The following is a 26219-nucleotide window of genomic DNA, read 5'->3' on the forward strand; positions in this document are numbered from 1 at the left end:
GCATATAATCGACTCAGGCCGCACCTCAGCCTGGGAATGAAAACACCCGAAGAGGTGCATAAAAAAGCCGACTGCCATTGGCAGCCGGCTTGAATAAAAAAACGTCAACGTATTTTAGGACGAGACAATGGTCTGAATTTAACTGTCTTCTTTCTTCTTTGCCTCATTAACGCGCAGGGTGCGGCCGGCATAATCGGTGTCGTTGAGATGTTCAATGGCAGCGTTGGCATTGGGCGTGTTCATTTCGACAAAGGCATAACCTTTAAAGCGACGGCTGCGACGATCTTTTACAAGACGGATATCCACGACATTACCAAAAGGTGAGAAGAGGTTTTTGATCTCTTCCTGGCCAACATTAAATGGTAAATTGCCGACATAGATGTTGCTGGTGCCACTCTCTGTTGCTGTGCCAGCACCCTCTTTGGAAGGGTAGAGTGCCACGAGCAGACCACCAAAAATCGTACCGAGAGTCAGGCCACTGGCAAACAGTGATGAGGGGTGGATTGTATCCAGTCCGACCAGCTGGATAGCGTAACTTCCCAGCGTAGAAATGACGATTGCCGCCACAAACAGTTTAATAAAACAGGAAAAACTCATTGATATACTCCATGCCTGCAGAATTGCAGGAAAAATCATGGCGAAGACTGCCAATAAAGAGCTCTGAACGCACGTAAATCCATAAAACAGGGTGGATGTACGTAGCAGCCTGATTCGCTAGCATGCCGCCATGAGCAGAAAAGTGATTCCGATTCAGGTTGAAACGCCAGGCGAGCCGATGATTGGCAAGCCGAAATGGCTGAAGGTGCGTGCGCCGATGTCGCGCGAGTACAAGTCTATTTCCGAAATGATGCGCAAACTCAAGCTGAATACCGTTTGCGAAGAGGCCTCCTGCCCCAATATCGGTGGCTGCTGGAAACAGGGTTCGGCGACCTTCATGATTCTTGGTCGTGTCTGTACCCGTACCTGTGCTTTCTGCGATGTGGCTACCGGCAAGCCTGATCCAGTTGATCCTGATGAAGCCGTGAATCTGGCTACAGCTGTGGCTGAGATTGGCCTTAAACATGTGGTGATCACTTCGGTGGATCGTGATGATCTCAAAGATGGTGGTGCAGGCCACTATGCGACTGTGATCCGGGAGTTAAAAGCCCGTCAGCCGGAGGTGACCATTGAAATTCTCACCCCCGATTTTCAGCGTAAACCTGACTCCTGCCTGAATACGATCATCGAAGCTGGCCCGGACATCTTCAACCACAATCTGGAAACCGTGCCTCGGCTCTACCGTTCAGTACGTCCGGGTGCACGTTACTTCACATCCCTGCGTCTGCTGCAGCGTGCCAAAGAGCTCGATCCAAATGTGGTGACCAAGTCCGGTATTATGCTGGGACTTGGTGAAGAGCGTGATGAGGTGCTGCAGGTACTCGACGATATGCGCGAGGCGAACATCGATATTCTCACCATCGGCCAGTATCTGCGCCCCAGTGAAAAACATCATCCGGTGATGAAGTACTGGTCGCCAGAAGAGTTCGATGATTTCAAATATATCGCTGAGAAGAAAGGTTTCGGCATGGTCGCCTCCGGGCCACTGGTGCGCTCATCCTTCCATGCCGATGAGGTGTTCCAGCAGTTGAAACTCAAAGATAGAGGTTAATGTAGTCTTCTCTTATTTTGACGTGAGCACAATGCCGTTACGTATCTTTTCAGCCAATGCAAGGTTGCTGTTATACAGCGCAACCGGGGCGGTATAGCTCCAGTAGTGATAGAGACCGAGTTTGTCGCGAGGGATGAGCACGCCGATGCGCCGCATCTTCTCTCCCTGCAGGGTGAACTCCATGAGGAACTGTTTGCCGATCACATTACCACCATCATCCATATGCAGATAGGCAAGGGTGGTGAGCCAGCGTGAAGGGCTTGCTCCTTGCTCCAGTTGTGATTTCAGATCGGCAATCACTGCCTGCATGTCGGGATACTCTTGTGCTGAAATATTCTGGACGGTTACCGTGGTAAAATAACTATCAGTTCCATTTGCACCTGAGAATACAACAGTCCAAGGCTTCTCTTTCGCATAGTGCCAGTTGTCCGGATAGGGCATGGTGTAACCAAAGCCGGGCTCGGCAAAAGTTTTACTCAATGTGCCGGGTTTTGCCGATACTGCGGGTTTGGCAATGGCTGCGGTCTGAGTTTTTGAGTCCGGTGCAGTTGCGGCGGCTGTTGGCTTGGGTGCTTTTGCACCTGGCAGGGCCTTTAATGTAGTTAAAGCCTTTTCAAATTTGGCTAACTGGCTGTTGAGCTGCTTGCCGTCACATTTAAAACCGGCAACCAGATAGGTGTGTGGAAGCTTGATGAAATAGCTCTTTAAAGCCCCCTCATTTGTGTCATACGAGCCAAAATAAGCGGGATAACCAGCGATCGTAACAGGGCCGAATGAACTACGGCTGATGCTGCTGTCACCGCCCTGAACCATCTGTTGGAACCAGTGCTTTTCAAGCTGCCTTGGCGTTAGTGAAGTGCCGGGGTTGCCTGGAACCAGATTCCCCGGAACAAAACTCATGGCACAGCTCCCCTGATCCCGAATGATGATCCGTCCCGTGGGTTCCGGTTTGGCGATCCGCCAATTGTCGAATGCTGGTAAGAATGAGTAACCGACGATTTCATTGATTAACCTGAACCCCTCCTTGGGATCGATAACTTCAAGCCGCACACGCCCATCATCACTGAGCGGTGACATCTTCCCCGGTATCATCCGGGTTTTCCGCCCGTTATCCTGTTCTTTGGGCTTTGCTGAGGCGTTGCTAAACAACTCCCATCTCGGCTCTTTGTCATGCTTCAACGCATTGCTCAAACGGGTTCCCGACCACTTACGCGTCATCGGCTTGTCGCAATACCCCCACACCCCGGACATGCGGTCACCGGTAAAGCTCAGGCGAACCTTGCCCCAGTAATATGTCCCCCCCTTTTGGCTGGCACATTTCTCATTGGAGCTGCTTTCAACCCACCATCCGTCAAAAGCATTCCCTGATTTGGATGCCCAGAGCCAGCCGGTGTCATTATCGGTTCTATAATAACTGAGTAGTCGATCATCCTGTTGCCAGAAATCGAGCCTCGCCTTCCATTCCGAACTCGACCAGTGACCAGCGGGGGGCGCTGTGCTCTCTTTTTCTGAAGGTTGACTCTGACTAACGGAATTTCCACGCGTCCCCAGAACTTCAACCTCATCAAGATGGAACCAGTTCTTCTCCGATAATTGAAGCCTGAGATATCGGGCAGAGACACGATTGAGGGGGACTTTCAGCGTACTGAACGACTTTCCTCCCTGATCATGCACCTGACGCCACATCTTGCCGTCATCAGAGAGTAGAACACGCATGGTACGGGCGCGACCAGCGTCGGAAGCCCGGTTATACACCTTGATCTCCTGAATCACGGCACCTTCGCCCAGATCAACTTGCCACCATGGGGAGTTCTCTTTGTTGGTGTGGAATCCATACATGCCTCTGTGTTTGTCGCCATCAACAGCACCGCCACCATCTTTAGTAATATCCTTATGTTTGGAATAGATACTTGTAGAGCTGACAAGGGTAGGCCTGTTTAGCGCTAGGTTGACCTTTTTCTGAGCATCATCGACCGATGACTTTACAGTTGTAGCATCAATGCCAGTAGTCGAATCTGTTGCGTTTATGATGACTTGGCCGCCATTCATCGGTGTGAAGGTAAAGAGCTGAAGCATTTTTCCATTCATCTCTTTGATGCCGGTAGCCGTCGGGGCATAAAGCGTTTTGAAGTAAAGTGGCTTTCCAGATCTCAGATCAAGGGCTCGTTTAGCCACCAGTACACGCCATCCATCCCAGTTTTTCTGTTCCACATTGCCAGTATCACCTTTGACTCCTTGTGCATCGTCATGTGTGACCAGTCCAGTCCAGTCATTCCTTGGCAGGTGTTCATGGATAAAATGAAATATGTGGTAATTCTGGGTGCCTTTCTGGATGGAATTGGGCTGATCTAGTTTTACCCGCTTACTAAGAGCAAAGACAAGCGTATCCTGCCAGCCGGGATATTGTTGCCAGAAGTCAGCTGGAACCTTTTCAGAAGGAACGATGAGGGATGAGACATGAGGAGGCATGGGTGAGTTTTCTCCAACACCTGCCCCTTTGATGATAAGACCGTCACCTTCTGCTTGATAATCAATGGCAAAAGCCAGCTCTGCACGCATAAAGAACTCATTTTCAAACAACAACTGGCCGGCCATTCTGCGCCCTTTCCCAGGAGGGGCTCCCGGCATTAGCAGAGAAAACTGGACATCTTGAAGGACGAGACCATCGAGTAGTTCCATCTTGTTGGGGATATTTCCTAGGGCTGCTTTACTAAAGCGAACACCGATATCAGCAGCATCATGCTCACTGTAACCTCTCAGCTTGAGAACCAGCGCTAAGATAGCCCGATTGACATCATCTGGTGCTTTCTCACCATCAATTATAATGGGATTATCAAGCCTCAAGATGTTCAACTTCTGTTCAGATGAAACAGAGGTTTCTGCCAGCAGGCAGAAGAGTGCGCTGATGCATAAAAGCAGAGCGGGATACCTAATCATTGAAATGGCCTGCTCGCATAGCGGATTAACATGGAGCTTTTAGGCGGAGGAGTGTTATTTCGGAGTTTTCCCGGTTTTTTCATGTATGTCTCGTATTCTTCAGTCGTCCAGCTTTGAACAAGGCCAGAAACTGAATTGCCAGTGCCAGTCTCAATACCTTCCATAAACGCATCCATTCTGGTGAGATGCTTGAGACCCTCATCATCCAATTTGGTGACCAGAACTCTGTCGGCAAGATTTGATTTTGCTGCTTTGCGTCCTAATTTAATACCGTCATCAATAAGTGAAACCGTCGCGGCCCCCATGCGGGACTTCGCTGCAAACTTCCCGATGGCTTTTGCTGCAGGTCTGCTGCTACGCAAGATGACCTTGCCGCTTTTGCCAACCCAGCCGATCACTTTTCCTGTGGCAAGATCAATGACTACGCTTGTACTTGCATCCAATGTCCCTTCGCGAACGCCTTTTGCTGCGGCCTGCCCCACATCAAGTGTTTCACTGGATGCCTTGACGAAATTATCCAGGCTGCTGGCAACAAGCGTGACACCTCCAACAATGATAACGCTTGTGCCTAAAGTCATGGTGCCGGCCGCAAAAGCACCAGCAGTCCACAAGCCAGTGTAGAACGTGGCGTTTTCAGATGCTGTCGCCATGTCGTATTTACCGAATACATGGTCAAAACCGCGCTTTGCATTGTCGATTCTGCGCTCAAAAAAGGATTTATTATTGACCTTGCCGACGAAAAATATTTTTTTCGGTTTTGGCTGTTTTACATGCATGAGTAGTTCATTGCGAACGGTTACCGCATCTTCTCCTTTGGCAATGCGGGCCTGGCAGGCCTTATAGCTACCCTGAGCAGTTGTTTTGCACGCTCTGGAACATGAGCTTGCTTCATTCTCATCTTTTGACCAGCAACCTCCAAAGCAGCCCATTGCAGTTTGCTTAAGTACTTCAGAACATGGATCGTCATCAGCAAGACTGGTTACAGTAGGACACATCCATCCGCCGCATGCCGACCATTTAAAGTCATAGATGTCGCCACAGCCTCTGCTTGAGCAGCTACCAGAACTTGAAGGAGGGCATACTGACTGAGAACAGGCTTGAGCAGCAGGATGGCAGGTTGAATTAAAGCATTCCCAGAAATCACCCGCATTGGCCGTTGAATGGATTAAGACAAGGCTGGCCAATAAGAAAAATCTTATAGCAAAAGAAAAGGAGTTTCTAATTGTTGGCAGCTGTTGCATATCTGCCCCTCACTATATCGATGACTACCTTAAGCATAGACAAAAAGGGTGCAAAAGTCAGCTGGAAATTTACTTGAATTAGGAAGGGTGGAGGGTATGTGTTAGCGCTGACGATTTTACAGCATGTCGGCTAGCGACTGCTCCTCCAGCACCTTCATGAAGGCACGGCGTGCTTTGTACAATACACCCATCAGATGACAGTTGTCGATCAGGGGGCAGGTGTTGGTTTCGCGCGAGAAACACTCCTGAATATTCATATGCGGTTCGGTCAGGCGTACTACATCGGCAATAAAGATCTCTTCCGGTTTTTTGGCCATGCGCATGCCGCCGGATTTGCCGCGTACAGTCTGGATAAAACCGTGAGTCCCCAGATTATGTACCACCTTCACCATATGATTTCTCGAAACACCATAATGCTCGGTGATCTCGGAAACCGTTACCAGCCGATCCGGATGTTTGCCGATATAGAGCAAGGCGCGTAACGAATAATCGGTGTATGAGGTGAGCTGCATGAGCTGAAGGTATATTCAGTTTATATATTATGCAAACTCCAGATGTTTAAAGGCTCTTTCATCTTCTGCAGGTCAAAATTTCAGACCGGAATTTAAAGATATATTTTGTTGACATGTTTTCGCGCCATCTCTAACTTGCACTGCCAATGCATCTTTAGAGAAAGTGAAGGGCATCAGATTATTAGTGATTCTACTGTAGCAGAACCGTGTTTTTGCCAGGCAGAGAGAGTTACTTACAACTATTTATAAAAAGAGGAGTTAGCTGCTTATGTTTTGTTATCAATGTGAACAAACATCCCGTGCCGATGGCATTAATGGATGTGCTTCCGCAGTAGGAAACTGTGGCAAGGATGCGCAGACATCCGATCTGCAGGATCTGTTGATCCATGCCGTTAAAGGTATCGCCCAGTACGCCAAACGTGCTCGTGACCTCGGTGTTGGCAGCAATGATGCCGGTAAATTTATTCTCTACTCCATGTTTACCACGCTAACCAATGTGAACTTCAATCCGGCCCGTTTTACCAGCATGCTGGTTGAAGCTGCAGAGATTCGTGCGGCTGTGAAGAAGGCTTATGAAGATGCCGCCACAGCGCAGGGTGTAGCTATAGAAGAACTCAGTGGTGCTGCTGCCTGGGATATTCCAACCGAGACCAATGAGCTGCTGGCTCAGGCTGAGATGGCATCGGTTCGTGCCGGTGAAGCAGAAGTCGGTGAAGATATCGTCGGTCTGCGTGCCCTGATCCTTTATGGCGCAAAGGGTGTATGTGCCTATGCTTATCACGCACTGATGCTCGATGAGCAGAGTGATGAGGTATATGCTAATATTGAAAGCACCATGGATTTCCTGGCCAGTGATCCGACTGATGTTGATGCGCTGGTAGGTCAGGCTCTGGCGCTCGGTCATACCAATCTGACAGTGATGGGCATGCTTGATGCAGGTAATACCGGCAAGTTCGGTACACCTGAACCATCAGCAGCGCGCATCTCTCCGGTTGCCGGTAAAGCGATTCTGGTCAGTGGTCACGATATGGCCGATCTGGCAGCGCTGCTGAAACAGACCGAAGGCACAGGCATTAATGTCTACACCCATGGTGAGATGTTGCCTGCACACAGCTATCCTGAACTGAAGAAACATACACATCTGGCCGGTAACTACGGCGGTGCATGGCAGGATCAGCAGACAGAGTTTGCCAACTTCCCCGGCCCGATTCTGATGACCTCCAACTGCATTATCGAACCTGCAGCCTCTTATCGTCGCCGCATCTTCACTGCCGGCCCTGTGGGTTGGCCGGGTCTGCGTCATATTGAGAACCATGACTACTCAACCCTGATTCAGGCTGCCAATGCCATGCCAGGTTTTGCTGCAGACTCTGAAGAGGAGACCATCACTGTCGGTTTCGGCCGTGATGCCGTACTTGGTGTTGCCGATGTTGTGATTGATGCGGTGAAAGCCGGTGCAATCAAACACTTCTTCCTTGTTGGCGGTTGTGACGGTGCTGCTTCAGGCCGTAACTACTACTCCGATCTTGTTGATCAGACGCCGAAGGATAGTGTGATTTTGACACTGGGATGCGCCAAGTACCGTTTCAATAAGACCGATCACGGCGATATCGGTGGCATCCCGCGTCTGCTGGATATGGGTCAGTGCAATGACAGCTACTCAGCCATTCAGGTTGCAGTGGCTCTGGCCGATGCCTTTGAGTGCGAAGTTAATGAGCTGCCACTCTCGCTGTTTGTCTCGTGGTTCGAGCAGAAGGCAGCAGCAGTGTTGCTGACGCTGCTGGCGCTGAACATCAAGGGCATCACCCTTGGGCCAACACTGCCTGCGTTTATCACACCGCCAGTGCTTAATACACTGGTAGAGGCTTTTGATATCAAAGCCAACACCACGCCGGAAGCTGATCTGGCTGCAGCTCTGGCTGCATAAAGAAACAGAGCGGAACGGGGGTTACCCGTTCCGCTCCCCTTTAGTTGATACGCATAACGATATTTCGCAAAGGATAATCCGATGACCGGTTCTCACTCCATTCGCTTGATTACTCAGGACGATAAAGAAATAAGCTTTGACTGCGGCGCAGATGAAAATCTGATTGATGCAGCAGCCAAGGCTGATATTACGCTGCCTGCGGTCTGCCATGAAGGAAACTGCGGTGCCTGTCACGGTCACTGCAGAAGTGGTGACTACGTACAGGAATCTCATAGTGCTGGGGCTCTCTCTGAACAGGATGAAGGGCATGGCGGCATTCTGATGTGCCGCACGCATCCACGCGGTGATATGGTCGTAGAAGTCACTTCCGATCTATCCCACATCACCTCTGGTCCTGTACCTGAACCTGTTTGTGAAGTTCTGGCTGTCGATGATATGGGTGGCCAGGTTCGACGACTGCTACTTAAAGTTCTGCCTGATGAATCAGGTGTTGTTCACTCAGAATTTGAACCGGGTCAGTTTATGGAGCTTGAAGTTCCTGGCACGGATATTCGTCGTGCTTACTCGATCTCCAATGCGCCCAACTGGAGCGGTGAACTCGAGTTTATGATTCGTTTGCAGCCACATGGTAAATTCTCCAGCTGGCTTATCGATGGTGCCAAAGTTGGCGACAGACTGAACACTAAAGGCCCTGAAGGCAGTTTTCTGCTGCATCAGGCCGGTATCGCTCCCCGCCGTTTTGTTGCCGGAGGTACAGGTGTTGCCCCTATGCTCTCGATGTTGCGACAGATGGCGGAATTTCAGGAGACCCATGAATCACATCTCTATTTTGGTCTCACCACAGAAGCCGATCTGTTTGCTATCGATGAGATTGAAGAGCTGAAAGCTTCTGTGCCTAATCTCACTGCTGAAGTCTGTATCTGGAAACCGACGGCTGACTGGCAGGGTTTTACCGGCTCGCCAGTGGACGCATTCAAACGTGATCTGCAAGCCGATCTTGCCAAAGGTATTAAACCCGATGTCTATCTCTGTGGCCCTCCGGGACTGATTGATGCTGCTGAAGCTGCAGCTGACGAGCTTGGCTTGCCCTATAGCAGCCTGTTCAGTGAGCGCTTTCTGCCCGGCTAGCCCGCAATTGTGGTGGAGTGATCTTTCACCTGAATAATTAGCGGTTGTTCTCCCGATCCGATAATGACACTCTCTTCTCCTTTCACTGTGGGGGTGAATAAGAGTCTTCATTCGGGAGGGTGCTGTATGCCCTATAACAAAAAACAGATTAGCGAAGAGCTGGCGATAAGCCATTTGGGTTTGAAGAACCTGGAAGATGTTTACTGGAATCTGCCAACACCACGTCTGTATGAACATGCGATCCGTAACCATGAAGGGCATGTGGCACACCGGGGTGCTCTGGTGGTACGCACCGGCCATTTCACTGGCCGCGCTGTAAAAGATAAGTTCATTGTTGATGAGCCATCAAGCCGGGACAAGGTGTGGTGGGGTGATTATACCAGCGCTTTTTCAGAGGAGCGTTTTGATGCGCTCTATAAACGGGTTCAGCGTTATCTTGAGGGCCAACAGGTATATGTGGAAGACGCTCTTGTTGGTGCGGATTCCGGTTTTGAGAAGCAGATTCGTGTGATCACTCAGGATGCCTGGCACTCGCTGTTTGCGCGTATTATGTATGTGCGTCCGGGGGATTTGGGGCGTGATGTTGCCTATAAAGAGCCTGAGTTTACTGTTATCCATGTGCCACATTTTCATGCCATGCCAAGTAGAGATGGCACCAACTCCGAAGCTTTTGTGATTCTGCATCTTGGCCGACGCATTGCTCTGATTGGCGGCACCTCCTATGCCGGTGAGATCAAAACTTCGATCTTTACGATTATGAATTATCTGTTGCCTGATGAGGATGTGTTGCCTCTGCACGCCTCGGCGAATGTCGGTGAAGGTGGTGATGTGGCCATTTTCCTCGGCCTGGATGGAACAGGTAAAACAACACTCTCTTCCGACCCTTCACGCAGGCTGATCGGTGATGATGAGCATGGCTGGAGCCAAAATCATGTTTTTAATTTCGAGGGCGGTTGTTACGCCAGAATCGGAAATCTGTCGGCTGAGAAAGAGCCGATGGTCTATGAGGCGACACAACGCTTTGGCACGCTGATTGAGAATGTGGGGCTTGATACTCATAGTCGCAGACTCGATTTCGAGGATACCAGTCTGACTGAGAATATCCGTGCAGCTTACCCGATTGAGGCGATTCCTGATGCCATCTGGCCCGGTGTTGCCGCGCAACCATCAAATATGGTACTGCTCTCTGCTGATGCCTTCGGTGTGTTGCCTGCCATTGCCAAGTTGTCGCCTGAACAGGCGATGTATTACTTTCTGCTCGGTTATTCGACCAATATCCCCGGCATCGAGGAGGATGTGAAAGAGCCTGAAGCGACCTTCAGCCCCTGTTTCGGCGCGCCATTTCTGGCTCAGAATCCTTCTGTCTATGCCAACATGCTGGGTGAGAAAATACGCAGTGGTAATGTGCAGTGCTGGCTGCTCAATACCGGCTGGAGTGGTGGTGATTGCACCAATGGTGCACGCATGGATATCGAGCTTACACGCACCTTGCTTAGCGCAGCCCTCTCCGGAGCACTCAGTGATATCAAATATCAGCGCCATCCGATTTTCGGCTTGCAGATGCCGGAGACACTCGACCCGATCACCACATGGTCTGACCCCAAGCATTACATGGAGAATGCCGAGAAGCTTGCCATCAGCATCAAGGAGGCCATGGCCCAGTTTAAGGGGCAGGTTCCTGATGAGGTGTTTGCTGCCGGCCCTCGATAAGGGTGGATTGATATACAAATAGCAGCGGATCATGAATGATTCGCGCTATGCGATATGTTACTGATGAACAACAGATAGACTCTTTAGAGAAGCAGCAGTGGTTGCCGCTATTGCGGCGCGGTTTTCAGCTTGGCTGGGTGAGTCAGGGTGAGTGCCCTGATATGCCGACTGCCGATATGACCGCAAGGCGCTGGTCAAACGATCAGGCTGTTTTGCTGCCGGGCATCATCGATGTCACTGCGTGGAAGTCCGAGATCGATGCCGCACACAAGCTGATGGAAGCTACGCTTGATGCGGATGAGGTATCTTCACTGCTGGAGCAGCCGCCATACAGCACTCGCCTATCTCCGCTTTTTCCTTTGGTTGCATCTTCACTTGAAGAGCATGATGAGCAGGGCATTGAGAAGGTCTATTTCGATGCTGAAGAGGGTGAAGAACTTCTGGCTGAGAGCCTCTGGTGCAAAGCGTCATGGTTATCTTTTATCGAAGAGGATGCCTCACTGCGCTTCCGTTTCTCATTTGGTATGGAGTGCATGGAAGATGTGGCTGCCGATCCTGAGCGTCAGCTCTGGGCAGGCAAACTTTGTGATACGATCTTTCCCGAATCAAAATCTATCACAGAGAATGAAGTGATTTTGCCGCTGCTGGAGAAGATCGTTGGTGGTGAACCGGCGTTTGTAGAGCGAATCGTCTATTTTAATGCCCCCAATGGTGGTGCGCAGATGCACCACGATGTTGAACGCGGCCATGATGGTGTGGTTTTTGCACAGCTTTCGGGAAGCACCTTCTGGCTAGCACTCTCCAAGCCTGAACTGATCGATTCGCTGATCGATTTCATTACAGATCCGAACAACAGCAGTGAGATCACCCGCCTGCTGCCTGAATCTGCAGATCGTCTGCAGCTGGCCGAGCTATTAAGTGATCGCGCAGGGCTGGCTGCTTATATGGATGAGTTTGATCATGAACTGGTTGAAGCGGTGATGGATCGTTCGGCTCTGTTTACCGCCTATCTGGTTGCCAAGGGTTATGCTTATATCCTGAATGCCGGAGATGTACTGCTGATGCCACAGCGGGATCTTGATAACTGCGTATGGCACGCAGTGACTTGTCTCGGGGATGAACCGGGCGAAGCGCTCTCATTCGCAGTGCGCGCGAACAAATAAGCAGGAGAGCCGTTTGGACGACCAACAGGTCGCCCGCAGGGTGAGGAGCATTGGATGGCCCGAATCACAAAAAGGCAGGAGAGCCGTTTGGACGACCAACAGGTCGCCCGCAGGGTGAGGACCATTGGATGGCCCGAATCACAAAAAGGCAGGAGAGCCGTTTGGACGACCAACAGGTCGCCCGCAGGGTGAGGACCATGGATGGTCCGAATCAATAACGGAAAATAACAAGCGCAAAAAAAGGGGCGGTGATTACCGCCCCTTTTTCTATCTGACAGTTCAGACTTATTCAGGCTTGTTTAAATGAACATCCATCTGTGGGTAAGGGATGGAGATGCCATTGTCATCAAAGGCGATCTTGATCTTTTCGTTGAGGTCAAAGTAAACACCCCAGTAATCAGCTGATTGAACCCATGGGCGGACATTAAAGTTGACACTGGAGTCAGCCAGTTCACCCACAGCAATCAGCGGCGCAGGATCTTTCAGGATACGCTCATCGGCATCAATAATGCCCTGCATAATCTCTTTGGCTTTGCGGATATCATCATCATAACCGATACCGAACACCATATCGATACGACGGGTTGGACGGGCGGAGTTGTTGGTGATGGTGCCGCTATAGATAGCGCCGTTAGGCACGATGATTTCGCGGTTATCACCTGTTTTGAAACGAGTGCTGAAGATACCGATCTCTTCAACAACACCGGTTGCACCGCCAGCTTCAATAAAGTGACCCACCTTGAACGGGCGGAAGACAATCAGCAGTACGCCTGCGGCAAAGTTCTGCAGCGAACCCTGCAGTGCCAGACCGACAGCCAGACCTGCAGCACCAATCAGAGCGATGAATGAGGTGGTATCAACACCAAGCTGATCCAGTGAGGCGATAATGATGAACAGCAACAGCAACGCATTGAGAATCGAGTGGACAAAGCTGACCAGCATCGGATCCATGCCGGCTTTGTTGAGCATTTTATCAACAACATTAAGTAGCGCTTTGGCAATCCAGCGACCAACGATAAAGATCGCCAGAGCCATGACAATATTGATGCCCCAAGGAATAGCGTAGAGATCAATGAACTCCTGGATATTTGATGTTTCAGGCATGAGTGCCTCCAAAATAAGAGATAAAAAAGGGATATTCTCCCCTTCAGCTGCGCAATATTACATATTAACCGCTAACTACAACAGTAATCGTAGTCGAAATGGTTGTAAAAGTAACAGCTGCTTAGCTGGGGCGCATTCTCATGCGCTAGCCGGAAAAGGCGTGTGAACTATTTCACATATCCGGGCATCTGTTTTCAAAGGCGTCGCACAGGGTGATCAGGAGGAGGTTAATACGGCACAATCTGGGCATCAAATGCTACAAACTCGCCCGCAGCAAAATCGCGTGCATCTGAAATAACATCGGTCATACCAGCCACAGAGGTCGCAACATCGATCAGGCCGCTATTGTGGGTCATATCTGTCGCCACCCAGCCCGGATGCAGGGTAATAACATGCACACCATGGGGTGCCAGATCGACAGCCATCGATTTGGAAACGATCACCAGTCCGGCTTTAGCAGCGCGGTAGGCGTAGGTGCCGCCACTGCTGTTGTCACTTGTAGAGCCCATCTTTGAGCTGAGATTGGCAATCACCCCTTGTGCTACAATCACCCTGTCGGCCAGCAGTTGTACCACCCTAAGTGGTCCGACACAGTCGATATTAAATACCTCCAGCATCGCCTTGCCGGTTACTTTATTCAGTGACTGCCCATCCTTGCCAGGGCCGTAGATACCGGCGTTATTAATGAGTAGGTCAATCGATTCCGGCAGTTCGCCCTGCGGATGTTCATCACTGCCTACATCCCAACGGACGGTATGCAGTCTCTCCGACGCTATACTGGCAAGTTCACCCGCATCCGAGCGATAACAGGCCCAGACAGATGCACTCTGTTGCAGATAATGTTTTACAAAACCGAGCCCTAAGCCTCGATTTGCACCGGTAATCACGACGTTCATGTGCCCTCCATTGGATTCATGTGCTACTGAACTGCTACCATAGGGCCCATGGTCGATTCAGTGAAGCCCCATATCTCGCATAAGAGTTTTCTGACCCTGCTCAAGGGAACTCTGGCAGACCGCATCCTGCTTGCCGTCTCACTGGCAGCTATTGCTGCGGCATGGATAATCGTGCAGGCGGTAGTGGCATCCGGGCCGGCCGTTGCCGAGGTTTATCACGGTAAGGTGCTGCTTGCCACCTATCCGCTGCCACTGGCAGGCGAGCCAGCCAAATCTTTTCAAATTGAGGGTGAATTGGGCACCTCAGAAATCCTGCTTGATGCAGATGGTGTGCGCATGCTCTCATCCCCCTGTTCGGCTCAGCGCTGTGTCTACTCCGGCGCCCATCGCCACGCCGGAGATATGATCGCCTGTGTACCCAACAGGATTCTGATCACCATCCGCGGCAGTGCGACATCCCGTTTCGATGCTATTGTTGAGTAAACTGTGAGTCAGGAGATAATTCGCCCGCCTCTGGCTGAGCTGCAGCAGAAAGCAAACTGGCTGGCACTGCTGCTGCTGGCGGTTGGTCTGCACGTGTTTGAAGCGGCACTGCCCAGCCTTGGCCCATGGTTTAAACCGGGACTGGCCAATCTGGTCACACTGCTGGCACTGATCTGGTTGGGGCCAAGGGCGGCGCTACTGCTGGCAATCGGCAGGGTAGTCGTCGGAAGTTTCTTTATCGGCACACTGTTTACACCGACCTTTGTCATCAGTATGGCCGGAGCGCTTGTAGCAGCAGTTGTCATGCTTGCCGCATGGCGTTCGATTCCCGGCATCAGTCTGGTCGGTGTAAGTCTGCTCGGAGCACTGGCCCATATGGTCGCCCAGTTTGTGACAGTGGAGACACTCTTTATTCAGCAGAGCCTGCTCTATTTTGCGCTGCCACCACTGCTGCTGCTCTCTACGATTACCGGCTGGCTAAATGGTGTGCTGGCAGGGTATATTGCGGCGAGACTTGAGTTCCCTAATGAAAAAAATTGACCTGAATTCACAGCAGCGCCGCATTGGCAGCGCATTCATTGCTTCGATCGCCCTGCATATGCTGCTGGTGGTGATGATCGACTATGCCGATGAGAACAGGGCACTCCCGAAAAAAGATACGCCGAAGATTATGGATGTAGTGCTTCTCGATGATAAGAAGTCACTGTCCAAAAAAGCTCCGAAAGATGCCCGCACCATGTCCAATCGCAGTGCCACCGGTGGTAGCAGCAAAGCTGAGGACAATGTTACCCGTCAGGCCAAGGCACCGGTGACAGGCCAGCAGCAACCGCAGCGGCCAACTCCGCCGAGCCAACCGAAAACGCCACCTCCGATCAGTCTGGAGAGTCGTACCCGCATGATGGCTAAGCGTGGCGCTTTTCCCGATAGCAGCCAGCTTAAGAAGCAGAAGAAGATAGAGAAGAGTAAGAAGCCCGCCAAAAAAGAATCGAAAGTGCCGCTCCCTAATCTGATGCCATCGGCGATGGCGCTGTCACAGCTCTCCCGTGATTTTGAGCGCGAGCGGCGCATGAAGCAGAAGCTAAGCAAAGAGGCTGATATTCCGATCAATACCCGTCAGGCCAAGTATGCTCCGTATGCGCAGGCTCTGGTGCGTGCTCTTGAGGAGCAGTGGCGACCCGGGCAGGCGAACTATGACCAGTATCCGCAGGACGCGCGCCGCGCCCTGATGAAACTGACCATTGAGAGAGATGGTAATCTGGTCGGTGTAGAGATTCTCAATCCGAGTCCGATTCCGCAGATTAACAATAGTGCGGTTGAAGCGATCAATGCTGCGGCCCCGTTTAAGGTGCTGCCATCATCGTGGGGTCTGGACCGGGTCAGTTTTTATCTCACCTTTGAGGTGGTTGAGGATAGGTTTGTTTTCCGACCGGCCAGGTAAGGTACTACTTCACTGGTATGCCAGTAGTGCTCGCCAGCTTCCCTGGCGTGAAACAACCGATCCCTATCAGATCTGGATATCAGAAATCATGCTGCAGCAGACACAGGTGAAAACCGTGTTGCCGCGTTATCGCGGCTGGTTCGAGCTATTCCCAACCTTAGAGGCTCTGGCTGCATCATCTGTAGATGATGTTTTGAAGGCGTGGGAGGGGCTGGGTTACTATCGCCGTGCCCGCTTTATTCACCGTGCCGCGCAAATGATTGTCTCTGACTTCGAGGGGCAGTTCCCAGCTAATTTTGACGATATTATGAAGTTGCCCGGCATTGGTCGCTCTACTGCCGGTGCGATTGCATCATTCTGTTTCAATCAATGCACACCTGTGCTCGATGGCAATGTAAAACGGGTACTTAAGCGTTGGTATGCAGAGCCGGAAGCCCGCGATAAGACCCTCTGGTTGCGGGCTCAGCAGGTTATTGATGGTTCAGGTGACCCTGCCACATGGAATCAGTTGATGATGGAGCTGGGGGCGAGCCTCTGCTCTGCCAAATCTCCAAACTGCAGTGACTGCCCAGTACATACATTTTGCGCCTCTGCATTCAGTGTCGATGTTACAAAAGAGCTGCGTAAACAAGTTCCTGTTGTCGATGTGCACTGGCGAATTCACCTCTTCACCTGTCCTGAGAAAGGCATCTGGCTGACGCAGCGCCCTGATGCCGGTATCTGGGGTGGCCTCTGGTCGCCACCGATCACTGTGCTGGATGACCGCCCTGATGAAGATCCGACCCATATCCATCAGCTAACCCACCGCCGACTGCATCTCTACCCGCTTCAATCCGATAGCGATCCGATAGGTGATGGTCGCTGGGTGCCATCAATCGAAGGTTATGCGCTGCCGACCGGAATCCATCACCTGCTGGATAAAATGATATGAAAACAGTTCGTCTTCTTCTGCCTTTTGCTTTTCTACTTTCCCTGGCCACACCTGCTGTCAGTGCAGAGGCTGGCATGGTGGTCGCTGCTCAGAAGAGCGCTGCAGAAGCTGGTATAAATATGCTGAAGAGAGGCGGTAATGCCTTTGATGCGGCAGCTGCAACGGCACTGGCGCTTGGCGTTGCTGAACCCGGATCATCCGGTATTGGCGGAGGTGGCTTCTTCCTGCTCTATATCGCCAAAGAGAAGCGTTATGTGATGCTTGATGCGCGCGAGACCTCGCCCAAACTTGCTGGCAACGGCGAAGTCTATAAGACCCAATCCAGTGTTGATGGGCCACAATCAGCTGGGGTGCCCGGACTGGCGGCTGGTGTCGATCACCTTGTCTCACGATACGGCAGACTGAATCGAAAAACGGTGACTCAGCCTGCTATTGATCTGGCCAAAGATGGTTTTGAGGTCGGGCCTCGATTGCAATCAATGCTGAACTGGCGCGGCAAAGCGTTTAATGAGACAGGGCGCAACATCTTTATGTCAGGCCAACAGATCAAACAGGAAGCATTGGCCGATACACTTGTTCGTTTTGCCAAAGGCGGAGCCGAGGAGTTCTATCGCGGCGAGACTGCCGGGCGACTGATTGCCGATATGAAGCGTGATGGCGGTCTGATTCGTGAAGCTGATATGGCCGCTTACCGGGTCATTGAGCGTGAGCCTGTCACGTTTGATTATCAGAACTATCGGGTGATCTCTGCACCACTGCCATCATCCGGTGGTTTAACACTGGCGCATGTGTTCGGGCAGCTAAAAGATGATGATCTTAAAGGATTGGATCGGGCTGACCGCGTACACCTTCTGGTTGAAACCATGAAACGTGCCTATCGGGATCGCAATGCGCATATGGGTGATGCTGATTTCGTTGAGATCCCTGATCTGCTCAGTGCGGATCGTTTGAAACAATTGAGGGCTGGCATCCGTATGGATCGAGCTACACCAAGCAGCGAGCTTGGCAGCACTACTGATGCCATCGGCGCAGGAACTGATACCACCCATTTCTCGGTGATTGATGCTGAGGGCAACATGGTTTCTGCCACGCTCTCAATCAACTACGCCTTTGGTTCCGGTTATGTCTCTCCCTCTACCGGTATCTTAATGAATGATGAGATGGACGATTTCGCCACCCGCCCCGGCAAACCCAATGCCTATGGACTGGTGCAGGGAGTGGCCAATGCCGTAGCGCCGGGTAAACGCATGCTTAGCTCTATGACCCCAACCTTTGTGATCGGCCCTGATCGCACCTTTATCGTCGGCACCCCCGGCGGCTCGCGCATTATCTCCATGGTGCTGCTCGCATCTCTCGGATTCATGCTTGATGAAGATGCTCCTGCCGACTGGGTCAATGCTCCACGCTATCACCACCAGTTCCTGCCCGATGTTATCCAGCATGAGCCGAATGCATTCAAGCCGGAACTAACCGCCGAACTTCAGAGCCGTGGACATGTTTTCAAACCAATGACCCGCCAATACGGCAATATGTATGCGATAGTTCTCGATAGAGAGAGCGGTAAACTCACTGGTCTTGTCGATGGACGTGGTGAAGGAAAAGCTGAATCTCTGAATCCAGTCGATTAAGCAGAAGTCTAATTTCCTGCTACACTGGGAATAATCACAGGGAGTAGGGATGTGCATTATGGAAGGCGTTATTAGTATATTAAGTGGAGTTCCAGATGTTATATGGGCAGCAATCATTGCATCATTCCTTACTTTTATAGGCGTGCTGCTGACTAACCGCGGAAGCCAACAAAGTTTGGCTATGCAATTAAACCATGACAAAGAAAAGTTTATTTATGATCAGGATATTGCATTAAAAAAAGAAGTCTTTCTTGAAGCTGCGGAAAAATTCTCACTAAGTCTCGCAACTATTCCAAAAATGGTGAATTTGGAAATAACGATAGAATCTATAAGTCATGATATTGGAGTTCATGGTCCTTCTGCTGCCAAACTTTATATTATAGCTAAAGAAGAAACCGTTGCTAAAGCGATTGAATTCTCGAACGAATTAAGTGAATCATTCCTCAGTTTGTTCAAGACTCGAGCCGAACTGATGGATTCAAAAGAAGCAATTTCAATCTATGAGGAAATAATAAAAGGCTCTGAGACTGAGCAGCAAAGAATTCTTTCAATTATGAAAGAATTGAATTTACATGGCCACTCTGACTCAAGCAAATGGGATTATTTGAATAATAGTTTTGATACAGAATCAAAAAATATTGAAGAGAAGAAAAAAACAATTGATAGCTTAAAAAGTGAAATGGATCCGAAGCACATCCAGTTTTCAAAGAGATGTCTGAATGAGTATGCCCGTCTAAGCGTATTACTATCACCAATGATAATAGCGGTTCGTTCAGAGCTCCATACGACTGAAAATACAGATGAGTTTACCTCAATAATTAGAGAGTCTATGATTAGAATGCAACATTCTTATGATGGGTTTATTAAAGATATTACTGGGAAATAAGAGGCAGCATACAAGCATTAACAGCTACACATTTCATTTAACACTGCATTCCATCCAGAGGCGAGATTGGCTCGATTATAACCACCGCCACCAAGGGCGATGATGCGACTCTGGCTGAATTCATCGGCGATTTTGCAGAGGCTGGCAGCGGCGTGGGCGTGAGAGTTTGGTGTGAAGCGCATGTCGGTGATCGGGTCGCCCTCTATCGAGTCAGCACCGCACTGAAAGATGATTAATTCCGGTTTGAATGCGCGGATAAAGGTTTCTGCTTCGGGCCAGACTTTCAGGAAATCGGCATCATTCGCTCCGGGTCGCATGGGTAGGTTGAGTTTGCTTCCTTTTGCGCTCCCCTTGCCTGTTTCATCACTAAAACCGGTGCCGGGGTAGAGGTGGGCGCCATCCTCGTGAACATCAACGAAACATAGATCCGGATCGTCTTCGAAGGCGTAGAAAACACCGTCTCCATGATGGGCATCGATATCGACATAAGCGATGCGTTGGGTGTTGTGTTGTGAGCGCAGTGTTTCGATCAGCACTCCTGCATCGTTAAAAGCGCAGAAACCGGCCGCCATGTTGCGACGGGCGTGATGCAGGCCTGCAATGGGGATGAAGCAACGTTTATGGGTTCCGTTGATGGCCTCTTCGGCTGCTGCCAGCACGGTGCCGACCACTGTTGCTGCAGCCTCATAGATGCCTTTGAAGGCGGGGGTATCGCCGTAGTCGAGATAGCCGCTTCCCGATTCGGAGCAGGCGATGACACGATCAACATATTCCGGCGTGTGGAAGCGTTCAAGGGCTTGCCGATTCGCCATCACTGGAGCGGTAATCGAAACCCTTTTGTCTAAACCCTGTCTGATTGTCTCCTGCCAGAAGGCATCCATACGATCAGGCTCGAAGGGGTGGCCTTCGCCGAATCCGTAACGGGCCAGTTGCGGGCCAATATATAGCTGAACACGCTGCTGCATGCTTCTACTATAGACGATTTTGTGCGGTCAGGCTTTAAGCCGCAGTAGCGAAAAGGTAACCCCATGCACCGAAGAGCAGAGCAGAGCCGAAGCAGAGGAGGGCGATCCAGGCCATTGCAAAGACGATACTTTTTCTGCCAAGTTTATGGGCTTTCCAGCCGAACCATGCGGCAAAGCAGCCGATGGGAATGGAGAAGATAAGGAATAGGGCAAGGACCATCCGCGCAGGCTAACCTTCATGGGTCGATTGCCAAGCTACATCTCATCCCTATGCTTCTTGCACGGCATCAATATGCAAAGGAGCAAACATGATCAAAAAGCTTCAGACATTGTGGAGAAAGGCTGCGGATACACCCAAGGAGAAGCGCCAGCATGAGGTGTCGCTGGCGGTGACGGCACTGATGGTCGAAGTGATGCGCATGGACGGTAAACTTGATGAGGCCGAGCGCAGTGAGATCGTTCTGGCCATTGAGAAGCGCTTTAGCCTCTCTAAAGCTGAGGTGCATGAGCTGATTGAAGTGGCCGCTATCGAGACTGAACAGGCACTGGATCTGCACCAGTTCACCTCAACTGTGGTGAAATCTTTTTCAACTGATGAGAGAAAAGAGATCCTCTCTGAACTCTGGTGCGTGGCGATGGCAGATGGTCACGTAGACCCTTATGAAGAGCAGCTGCTGCGCCGTATGGCCGAATTGATGGGGTTGCATCACAGCCAGTTTATTCAGGCCAAGATTGCTGCCGAACTGATGTTCTAGGGCTGCCTCCCAAATCAGGGAATCCGGCGTTACTCGTCGTTCATTTGGATTTACCAAACTTCACTCCTCGCGCCTTGGCTACCCAAATTTGAAACAGCAGTAGTGCTTAGCGGTTAAGAACTAATTGATTCTATTGAGTGTAACCCAGATAGAGGCGATTTCGCGGGCACGATCTTTATCTGTGGGCACAGTAGGGAAAATGCGCCGTTTGCTTATGCCGCGGTGATTGAGAAAACGCTCTATCAGCATCAGGCTATATTCAATGCGCTGCATCGACTCCCAGTCGAGACTCTCGCCACTCCATTTCGGATTCAGATCAACAATCAGCGTAGGATCCTCATACATCTTTTTCAGTACTTTGCGCAGGCGGATACGCTCGTTCAGGGAGAGGTTACCGGACTCATGAAGCCGAATGCGGGTCTCCACAGTCGAGGCGCGCTGTTCAGAGGCGGCTGAAATGGCGACAGGGTGCAGAGCCAGATCGTGTAGCTTCTTTTGCAGCTCCATACCAAGATTCTCAGCATTAAGTGGTTGACGCTGCCAGACTCCACTGAGAGGAAGGGTGATTTTAATCTCCCGTTTTTCATTCTCCAGCCTGTGGATCAGATCAATGCTGTTATAACCGACCCGGTTGACCATAGGGTCATTATCCGTGACAGCATGTTCAAGCTTCATGCGATAGAGGGACAGTAGCGCATTTCCTTGATACTGCTCTTCCGATACATCCTGTTTGATCTTCAGTGCGGCTGAAATTCGGCCCTGAATCGGTTTGGGAAAACCTGATGCGACCATCCACTCGCTGAGGAAGAAGGGGGTGGCATTATCAAGGCTGATTGTGCCGAGAAACTGCTCCGAAGCAGCGAGTGGGCTCCATTGCCCATCGAGTTTGAATGCTCCTCCGCCCATCTTTCCCTCTAATACTATGCTGGAAGCGCTCTGCGGGGATAGCGAAGCGAGCTGGAGCTCTGCATCTTTCAGCCAGTAGGAGTCCGCTTGTCCGACGCTGATGTGGCCATTTTTCCAGTGGATCTCATCCACCTGCCACTTTCCGGCGATCAGGTTTTCAGCCCACCACGCCTGCTGCTGGGGCGCTGGCTCGGCGCTACTATTATCTTTCAGGTAGGGCGATAGCGGTTGCAGGGGAGCAATATAGTGCCACTTTTCGGCGAGCAGTGATTGAACATGTTGGATGTCGCCAGCTGTGCCGACGGGGCCGAAGGAGGTGGTCACCTTCTCAGCCATCCAGCGGTTGCCAGCATGGGCGAGAAGCAGGTTTTCGCTGCTGGCTCGGCCATGAAACAGCCATGTTCCATTGTTAAAAGTGGCCCCAATTGTAAGGGCTGCCGCTCCATCAAGCATTAGAGGGGAGCTCTCTGAACCTTTGAGCGGGATCAGTGGGCGCAGTTGGGTCAGTGGAATATCTGCAGCTTTTATCTTCAGATCCGCACCTTCAAAGTGGCCATCCTGCCGCCCAACTTCACCCTGGATACGCCACTTTGCCGCCTCTTCCTGGGTGGTGGCGCTTTTAAGTTTAATATTTTTTATGCCGGAGCTGGAGAGTGAGCAGCTGCCATTCAGCTCTGAGAGCTGGATGTCTCCTGCGTTGAGTGAAAGCAGTATATTGAGGCCATTAATATCAACTGTGCTGATATTGTAGTGCCAGGATTGTGATTGCTGCCTGTTGGCACCGCTCTGTAGCTGAGGTTGGTAGGATATATCAGGTTTTGACAGCATGAGACTGTCGGCTTCAAATGTCCTCTGGCTGGAATCCATTTTTAGATCACGATAATCCAGCCTTTCGATGCTCCAGTTACTAAGCGACTCATCAGAGAGTGGGGCAAAGGTGATTTGATTCAGCGTGCCCTGCTTGCTGCTAAAACGTGAGCCTCTCTCATCACTCTGCCAGAGCAGATCACCATCGAGTGTTGCTCCGATGAGCTGTCGGTTTTCAATGGCTGGAAGGTGGGAGTTCCATGCATCCAGTTGCCAGGCGATGCTTTGCATGGCGATCTTCAAACCACTGTCTGAGTGGGTTCCCTGCCACTGTAGTTTAGAAGCGTGCAGAGCCTTCTCCTCATGCTGCTGATCAACTCTTAGCTCACCGAGAAGAGAAACCGTCGCAGATTCGCTGTTTTCTCTCTGCCACTCCATCTCGCCAGAGAGGAAACCGGAGAGAGGGCCGGGATTTGCCGCTTTAGTCAGCTGAGAGAGATCGATATATCGCCAGTTTACACTACCACTGTTCTCTCCAGCACCGTCTGCCGATCTAAGCCAGTGAGCCTGAACAGGTGCGCCATTAACACTGGATGTGAGCGTGAGAGAGCGCATCTCGCCAAGCGCCAGTTGTGAGAGCTGCAGATCAGAGAGGATCAGCGGTGGGTTGGCATCATCATCGTCGAGATAAAGGGCGAGCTCGCCACTATCAACGACTACAGCATGTGTCGCCTGCCAGATGCGCTGAAGTTGTCTATCCTGCTGCCAGAGATTGAGTTTTTCAGGGCGGTGCAGTTGCGCATGCAGACCCGTGATCTGCATGCTGCCGATCTTCGGATTTTCACCGGTCAGCTGCTGCGGCTGGGCCCGGATAAGCATGTGATCAATGTTAAGTCTATCGCCATTACGTTTGATGTTGATCTGACGAAGGATCAGGCCATTGCGCAACAGGTGATAACGCACATCACCGATTTCAACATCTGCACTTTTCGCCCACTTGTAAATTGCCTCTTCGGCCTGTTTCTGGGCCTGAATCTGCAGTGAGAGATGCACGGCTACACAGAGCAGCGACAGAATGGCTATCCAGGCCAGATACCAGCGGGCTCCCGGCGGAAAGATGCCTACCGGGTGGCGAAACAGATGTGCTTTTTTCAGATCGCCTCCACGTTTATGCTGCTGTTAGAGCCTACTGTTTTGCAGCTGCTCTACAACAGACTGATCTTCCAGCGTTGAGATATCCGAGGTGATCGGTCGATCAGCAGCGATATCCCTGAGCAGGCGGCGCATGATTTTACCCGAGCGCGTTTTCGGCAGCGAGTCGGCAAAACGGATGTCATCAGGTTTGGCGATGGCACCGATCTCTTTGGTGACATGGGCACGCAACTCTGCCGCCAGTGTTTCACTAACCTCACATTTCAGCACCACAAAGGCGCAGATCGCTTCGCCCTTGATCGCATCAGGGCGACCAATGACAGCCGCTTCAGCAACAGCTTCGTGTGATACCAGTGCTGACTCCAGCTCCATCGTGCCCAACCTGTGGCCGGATACGTTGAGCACATCATCGACGCGCCCCATGATCCAGAAATAACCATCGTCATCACGGCGTGCGCCATCACCGGCAAAATAGTAGCGGCCGCCGAAGGCCTTCCAGTAGGTGTCGATATAACGCTGATCATCACCCCAGACGCCTCGCAACATCGATGGCCATGGTTTGCGAATCACCAGCAGGCCACCACCCTCGCTGACCGGCTTGCCCTCTTCATCGACCACTGCAGCATCGATTCCCGGCAGTGGTTTGGTTGCAGAACCGGGTTTGGTCGGTGTGGCAAATGGCATCGGGGCAAGCATGTGACCACCGGTTTCGGTCTGCCACCAGGTATCAACAATCGGGCAGCGCCCTTTGCCGATCACCTCATGGTACCACATCCACGCTTCGGGGTTGATCGGTTCACCTACCGTGCCAAGCACGCGCAGTTTCGAGAGGTCATGGCTATCTGGCCACTGATCCCCGGCTTTATTCAGAGCACGAATGGCGGTTGGTGCGGTGTAGAAGATAGTGACACCATGATCAGCGCAGATTTTCCACAAGCGACCGGGATCGGGGTAGGTGGGTACACCCTCATACATCACTGTGGTGCCGCCATTGGCCAGCGGGCCGTAGACAGAGTAGGTGTGACCGGTGATCCAGCCGACATCGGCGGTGCACCAGAAGACATCACTCTCAGGCCGGAAGTCAAAGCTCCAGCGCATGGTTAGCCGTGCCCAGAGCAGGTAACCTGCCGTGGAGTGCAGGATACCTTTGGGTTTGCCGGTGGAGCCGGAGGTGTAGAGGATAAACAGCGGATGTTCAGAATCCAGTGTGGCAGGTTCGCAGTGGTCCGGTTGAGCATTGAGGGCATCAAGCCAGTTGATATCACGACCGGCCGACCAGTCGATCTCATTACCGGCATGACGAACCACCAGCACATGCGAGATGGTGCGGCAACCCTCGGAGAGTGCTTCATCAACATTGGGTTTAAGGGCATGGATACCGCCGCGACGGCCGCCACCATCGGCGGTAATCACCAGCTTCGCTCCGGCATCTTCGATACGATCACGTAGCGCCTGCGGTGAGAAGGCGCCAAAGACCACAGAGTGTACGGCACCGATACGGGTACAAGCGAGCATGGCGATAGCGGCTTCGGCGATCATTGGCATATAGATGATCACTCGATCACCGGCCTTGATGCCAATCTCTTTCATGGCATTGGCTGCTCGGCACACCTCATGCAGCAGATTACTATAACTGTAGTTACGCACCTCACCGGCTTCAGACTCCCAGATAATAGCGGTGCGTTCGCCAAGGCCTGCTTCAACATGCCGATCAAGGCAGTTTTCCGAGAGATTGATTTTGCCATCCTCAAACCAGCGGAAGAAGGGGGCATGTTCACTGTTGAGCACGCGGGTGAATGGTTGCCGCCAGCTCAGGTGCTCACGGGCCAGATCACGCCATGTACTATCCGAATCATTTTCGAACTGTTCCCGTATGGCTTCATACTCCTGCATCGATGCAATATGACCCCGGTGCCCTTGTGGCGGGTTAAATATGCGAGTTTCATCAAGGATGGTGGTGATCGCTTCAGACATGGCTCCTCCAGTGGCACTCATTTCTAAC

Annotated in this window: 22 protein-coding genes and 1 pseudogene; 13 read left to right on the forward strand and 10 right to left on the reverse strand. The window is 51.4% G+C overall.

The window, feature by feature from the left end:
• Window positions 1-93: pseudogene (locus F3F96_RS12635) on the forward strand (integrase); the annotation flags it as partial.
• A gap of 45 nt (window positions 94-138) precedes the next feature.
• Here the strand turns inward: F3F96_RS12635 and F3F96_RS00010 are convergent.
• Window positions 139-597 (reverse strand): RNA-binding protein, encoded by a 459-nt coding sequence (locus tag F3F96_RS00010; protein WP_176961216.1) that lies wholly within the window; start codon window positions 595-597, stop codon window positions 139-141.
• Window positions 598-727: 130 nt separating this feature from the next.
• Here F3F96_RS00010 and lipA point away from each other — a divergent pair, with 130 nt between their 5' ends.
• Window positions 728-1648, forward strand: coding sequence for a lipoyl synthase (lipA, locus tag F3F96_RS00015; protein ID WP_176961217.1), 921 nt, complete (start codon window positions 728-730; stop codon window positions 1646-1648).
• 12 nt (window positions 1649-1660) lie between these two features.
• Here the strand turns inward: lipA and F3F96_RS00020 are convergent, their stop codons facing one another.
• From F3F96_RS00020 to F3F96_RS00030, 3 genes are all read right to left on the reverse strand, one after another.
• Complete coding sequence (locus F3F96_RS00020) at window positions 1661-4585, reverse strand: discoidin domain-containing protein (protein WP_176961218.1); 2925 nt, start codon at window positions 4583-4585, stop codon at window positions 1661-1663.
• Window positions 4582-5826, reverse strand: coding sequence for a hypothetical protein (locus F3F96_RS00025; RefSeq protein WP_176961219.1), 1245 nt, complete (start codon window positions 5824-5826; stop codon window positions 4582-4584). The genes F3F96_RS00020 and F3F96_RS00025 overlap by 4 nt, the downstream gene beginning before the upstream one ends.
• Before the next feature lie 116 nt (window positions 5827-5942).
• Window positions 5943-6338, reverse strand: a complete 396-nt coding sequence (locus F3F96_RS00030) for an Rrf2 family transcriptional regulator (RefSeq protein ID WP_176961220.1) — start codon at window positions 6336-6338, stop codon at window positions 5943-5945.
• Between the two features lie 268 nt (window positions 6339-6606).
• Here F3F96_RS00030 and hcp point away from each other — a divergent pair, with 268 nt between their 5' ends.
• The 4 genes from hcp to F3F96_RS00050 all read left to right on the forward strand — a co-directional run bounded on the left by hcp (window position 6607) and on the right by F3F96_RS00050 (window position 12266).
• Window positions 6607-8265, forward strand: coding sequence for a hydroxylamine reductase (gene hcp / locus F3F96_RS00035; protein ID WP_176961221.1), 1659 nt, complete (start codon window positions 6607-6609; stop codon window positions 8263-8265).
• A gap of 81 nt (window positions 8266-8346) precedes the next feature.
• A complete protein-coding gene (locus F3F96_RS00040) occupies window positions 8347-9393 on the forward strand; it encodes a 2Fe-2S iron-sulfur cluster binding domain-containing protein (RefSeq protein ID WP_176961222.1) in 1047 nt (348 codons plus the stop codon).
• A 126-nt stretch (window positions 9394-9519) separates the two neighbouring features.
• A complete protein-coding gene (locus tag F3F96_RS00045) occupies window positions 9520-11103 on the forward strand; it encodes a phosphoenolpyruvate carboxykinase (ATP) (protein ID WP_176961223.1) in 1584 nt (527 codons plus the stop codon).
• Between the two features lie 47 nt (window positions 11104-11150).
• On the forward strand, window positions 11151-12266 hold the full coding sequence (locus F3F96_RS00050) for a hypothetical protein (protein WP_176961224.1): 1116 nt from the start codon (window positions 11151-11153) through the stop codon (window positions 12264-12266).
• A 285-nt stretch (window positions 12267-12551) separates the two neighbouring features.
• Here the strand turns inward: F3F96_RS00050 and F3F96_RS00055 are convergent, their stop codons facing one another.
• On the reverse strand, window positions 12552-13370 hold the full coding sequence (locus tag F3F96_RS00055; RefSeq protein WP_176961225.1) for a mechanosensitive ion channel family protein: 819 nt from the start codon (window positions 13368-13370) through the stop codon (window positions 12552-12554).
• Window positions 13371-13597: 227 nt separating this feature from the next.
• Window positions 13598-14266 carry an SDR family oxidoreductase gene (locus F3F96_RS00060; protein ID WP_176961226.1) on the reverse strand — a complete coding sequence of 223 codons (669 nt, stop codon included), beginning with the start codon at window positions 14264-14266 and terminating at the stop codon, window positions 13598-13600.
• A 48-nt stretch (window positions 14267-14314) separates the two neighbouring features.
• On the opposite strand from F3F96_RS00060, the gene F3F96_RS00065 reads away from it, so the two are divergent.
• The 6 genes from F3F96_RS00065 to F3F96_RS00090 are packed head-to-tail and all read left to right on the forward strand — an operon-like array spanning window position 14315 to window position 19632.
• Window positions 14315-14749: a NusG domain II-containing protein gene (locus tag F3F96_RS00065; RefSeq protein WP_176961227.1), complete on the forward strand. Its 435-nt coding sequence runs from the start codon at window positions 14315-14317 to the stop codon at window positions 14747-14749.
• Window positions 14750-14752: 3 nt separating this feature from the next.
• Window positions 14753-15289 carry a Gx transporter family protein gene (locus tag F3F96_RS00070; RefSeq protein ID WP_176961228.1) on the forward strand — a complete coding sequence of 179 codons (537 nt, stop codon included), beginning with the start codon at window positions 14753-14755 and terminating at the stop codon, window positions 15287-15289.
• Window positions 15276-16187: a TonB C-terminal domain-containing protein gene (locus F3F96_RS00075; protein ID WP_176961229.1), complete on the forward strand. Its 912-nt coding sequence runs from the start codon at window positions 15276-15278 to the stop codon at window positions 16185-16187. Before F3F96_RS00070 ends, F3F96_RS00075 begins: the two co-directional genes overlap by 14 nt.
• Window positions 16165-17118 carry an A/G-specific adenine glycosylase gene (locus F3F96_RS00080; protein WP_241697565.1) on the forward strand — a complete coding sequence of 318 codons (954 nt, stop codon included), beginning with the start codon at window positions 16165-16167 and terminating at the stop codon, window positions 17116-17118. The genes F3F96_RS00075 and F3F96_RS00080 overlap by 23 nt, the downstream gene beginning before the upstream one ends.
• Window positions 17115-18746, forward strand: coding sequence for a gamma-glutamyltransferase (ggt, locus tag F3F96_RS00085; protein ID WP_176961231.1), 1632 nt, complete (start codon window positions 17115-17117; stop codon window positions 18744-18746). Before F3F96_RS00080 ends, ggt begins: the two co-directional genes overlap by 4 nt.
• Before the next feature lie 58 nt (window positions 18747-18804).
• Window positions 18805-19632, forward strand: a complete 828-nt coding sequence (locus tag F3F96_RS00090) for a chromosome partitioning protein ParA (protein WP_176961232.1) — start codon at window positions 18805-18807, stop codon at window positions 19630-19632.
• A 17-nt stretch (window positions 19633-19649) separates the two neighbouring features.
• Here the strand turns inward: F3F96_RS00090 and F3F96_RS00095 are convergent, their stop codons facing one another.
• Together F3F96_RS00095 and F3F96_RS00100 are read right to left on the reverse strand one after the other, a co-directional pair.
• A complete protein-coding gene (locus F3F96_RS00095) occupies window positions 19650-20597 on the reverse strand; it encodes an acetoin utilization protein AcuC (RefSeq protein ID WP_176961233.1) in 948 nt (315 codons plus the stop codon).
• Between the two features lie 34 nt (window positions 20598-20631).
• Window positions 20632-20817 carry a hypothetical protein gene (locus tag F3F96_RS00100; RefSeq protein ID WP_176961234.1) on the reverse strand — a complete coding sequence of 62 codons (186 nt, stop codon included), beginning with the start codon at window positions 20815-20817 and terminating at the stop codon, window positions 20632-20634.
• An 88-nt stretch (window positions 20818-20905) separates the two neighbouring features.
• Between F3F96_RS00100 and F3F96_RS00105 the strand changes: the two genes are divergently transcribed.
• A complete protein-coding gene (locus F3F96_RS00105; RefSeq protein WP_176961235.1) occupies window positions 20906-21352 on the forward strand; it encodes a TerB family tellurite resistance protein in 447 nt (148 codons plus the stop codon).
• Window positions 21353-21472: 120 nt separating this feature from the next.
• On the opposite strand, the gene F3F96_RS00110 is transcribed toward F3F96_RS00105, so the two are convergent.
• Both F3F96_RS00110 and acs read right to left on the reverse strand, forming a co-directional pair.
• Complete coding sequence (locus F3F96_RS00110) at window positions 21473-24118, reverse strand: hypothetical protein (RefSeq protein WP_176961236.1); 2646 nt, start codon at window positions 24116-24118, stop codon at window positions 21473-21475.
• A gap of 126 nt (window positions 24119-24244) precedes the next feature.
• The gene (acs, locus tag F3F96_RS00115; protein WP_176961237.1) at window positions 24245-26191 is read right to left on the reverse strand and encodes an acetate--CoA ligase; all 1947 of its coding nucleotides are present in this window, start codon (window positions 26189-26191) and stop codon (window positions 24245-24247) included.
• Window positions 26192-26219 lie beyond the last annotated feature (28 nt).

Source organism: Mariprofundus sp. NF, assembly GCF_013387455.1.
Taxonomy (GTDB): Bacteria; Pseudomonadota; Zetaproteobacteria; order Mariprofundales; family Mariprofundaceae; genus Mariprofundus.

Bases quoted from the DNA above. Each gene is read 5' to 3' on its own strand.
- F3F96_RS00040 (WP_176961222.1), top strand. From the start codon at position 8,347: ATGACCGGTTCTCACTCCATTCGCTTGATTACTCAGGACGATAAAGAA.
- F3F96_RS00105 (WP_176961235.1), top strand. From the start codon at position 20,906: ATGATCAAAAAGCTTCAGACATTGTGGAGAAAGGCTGCGGATACACCC.
- F3F96_RS00065 (WP_176961227.1), top strand. From the start codon at position 14,315: ATGGTCGATTCAGTGAAGCCCCATATCTCGCATAAGAGTTTTCTGACC.
- F3F96_RS00025 (WP_176961219.1), bottom strand. From the start codon at position 5,826: ATGCAACAGCTGCCAACAATTAGAAACTCCTTTTCTTTTGCTATAAGA.
- F3F96_RS00075 (WP_176961229.1), top strand. From the start codon at position 15,276: ATGAAAAAAATTGACCTGAATTCACAGCAGCGCCGCATTGGCAGCGCA.
- F3F96_RS00020 (WP_176961218.1), bottom strand. From the start codon at position 4,585: ATGATTAGGTATCCCGCTCTGCTTTTATGCATCAGCGCACTCTTCTGC.
- F3F96_RS00050 (WP_176961224.1), top strand. From the start codon at position 11,151: ATGCGATATGTTACTGATGAACAACAGATAGACTCTTTAGAGAAGCAG.
- hcp (WP_176961221.1), top strand. From the start codon at position 6,607: ATGTTTTGTTATCAATGTGAACAAACATCCCGTGCCGATGGCATTAAT.
- F3F96_RS00030 (WP_176961220.1), bottom strand. From the start codon at position 6,338: ATGCAGCTCACCTCATACACCGATTATTCGTTACGCGCCTTGCTCTAT.
- F3F96_RS00090 (WP_176961232.1), top strand. From the start codon at position 18,805: ATGGAAGGCGTTATTAGTATATTAAGTGGAGTTCCAGATGTTATATGG.
- lipA (WP_176961217.1), top strand. From the start codon at position 728: ATGAGCAGAAAAGTGATTCCGATTCAGGTTGAAACGCCAGGCGAGCCG.
- F3F96_RS00095 (WP_176961233.1), bottom strand. From the start codon at position 20,597: ATGCAGCAGCGTGTTCAGCTATATATTGGCCCGCAACTGGCCCGTTAC.
- acs (WP_176961237.1), bottom strand. From the start codon at position 26,191: ATGTCTGAAGCGATCACCACCATCCTTGATGAAACTCGCATATTTAAC.
- F3F96_RS00045 (WP_176961223.1), top strand. From the start codon at position 9,520: ATGCCCTATAACAAAAAACAGATTAGCGAAGAGCTGGCGATAAGCCAT.
- F3F96_RS00100 (WP_176961234.1), bottom strand. From the start codon at position 20,817: ATGGTCCTTGCCCTATTCCTTATCTTCTCCATTCCCATCGGCTGCTTT.
- ggt (WP_176961231.1), top strand. From the start codon at position 17,115: ATGAAAACAGTTCGTCTTCTTCTGCCTTTTGCTTTTCTACTTTCCCTG.
- F3F96_RS00010 (WP_176961216.1), bottom strand. From the start codon at position 597: ATGAGTTTTTCCTGTTTTATTAAACTGTTTGTGGCGGCAATCGTCATT.
- F3F96_RS00060 (WP_176961226.1), bottom strand. From the start codon at position 14,266: ATGAACGTCGTGATTACCGGTGCAAATCGAGGCTTAGGGCTCGGTTTT.
- F3F96_RS00055 (WP_176961225.1), bottom strand. From the start codon at position 13,370: ATGCCTGAAACATCAAATATCCAGGAGTTCATTGATCTCTACGCTATT.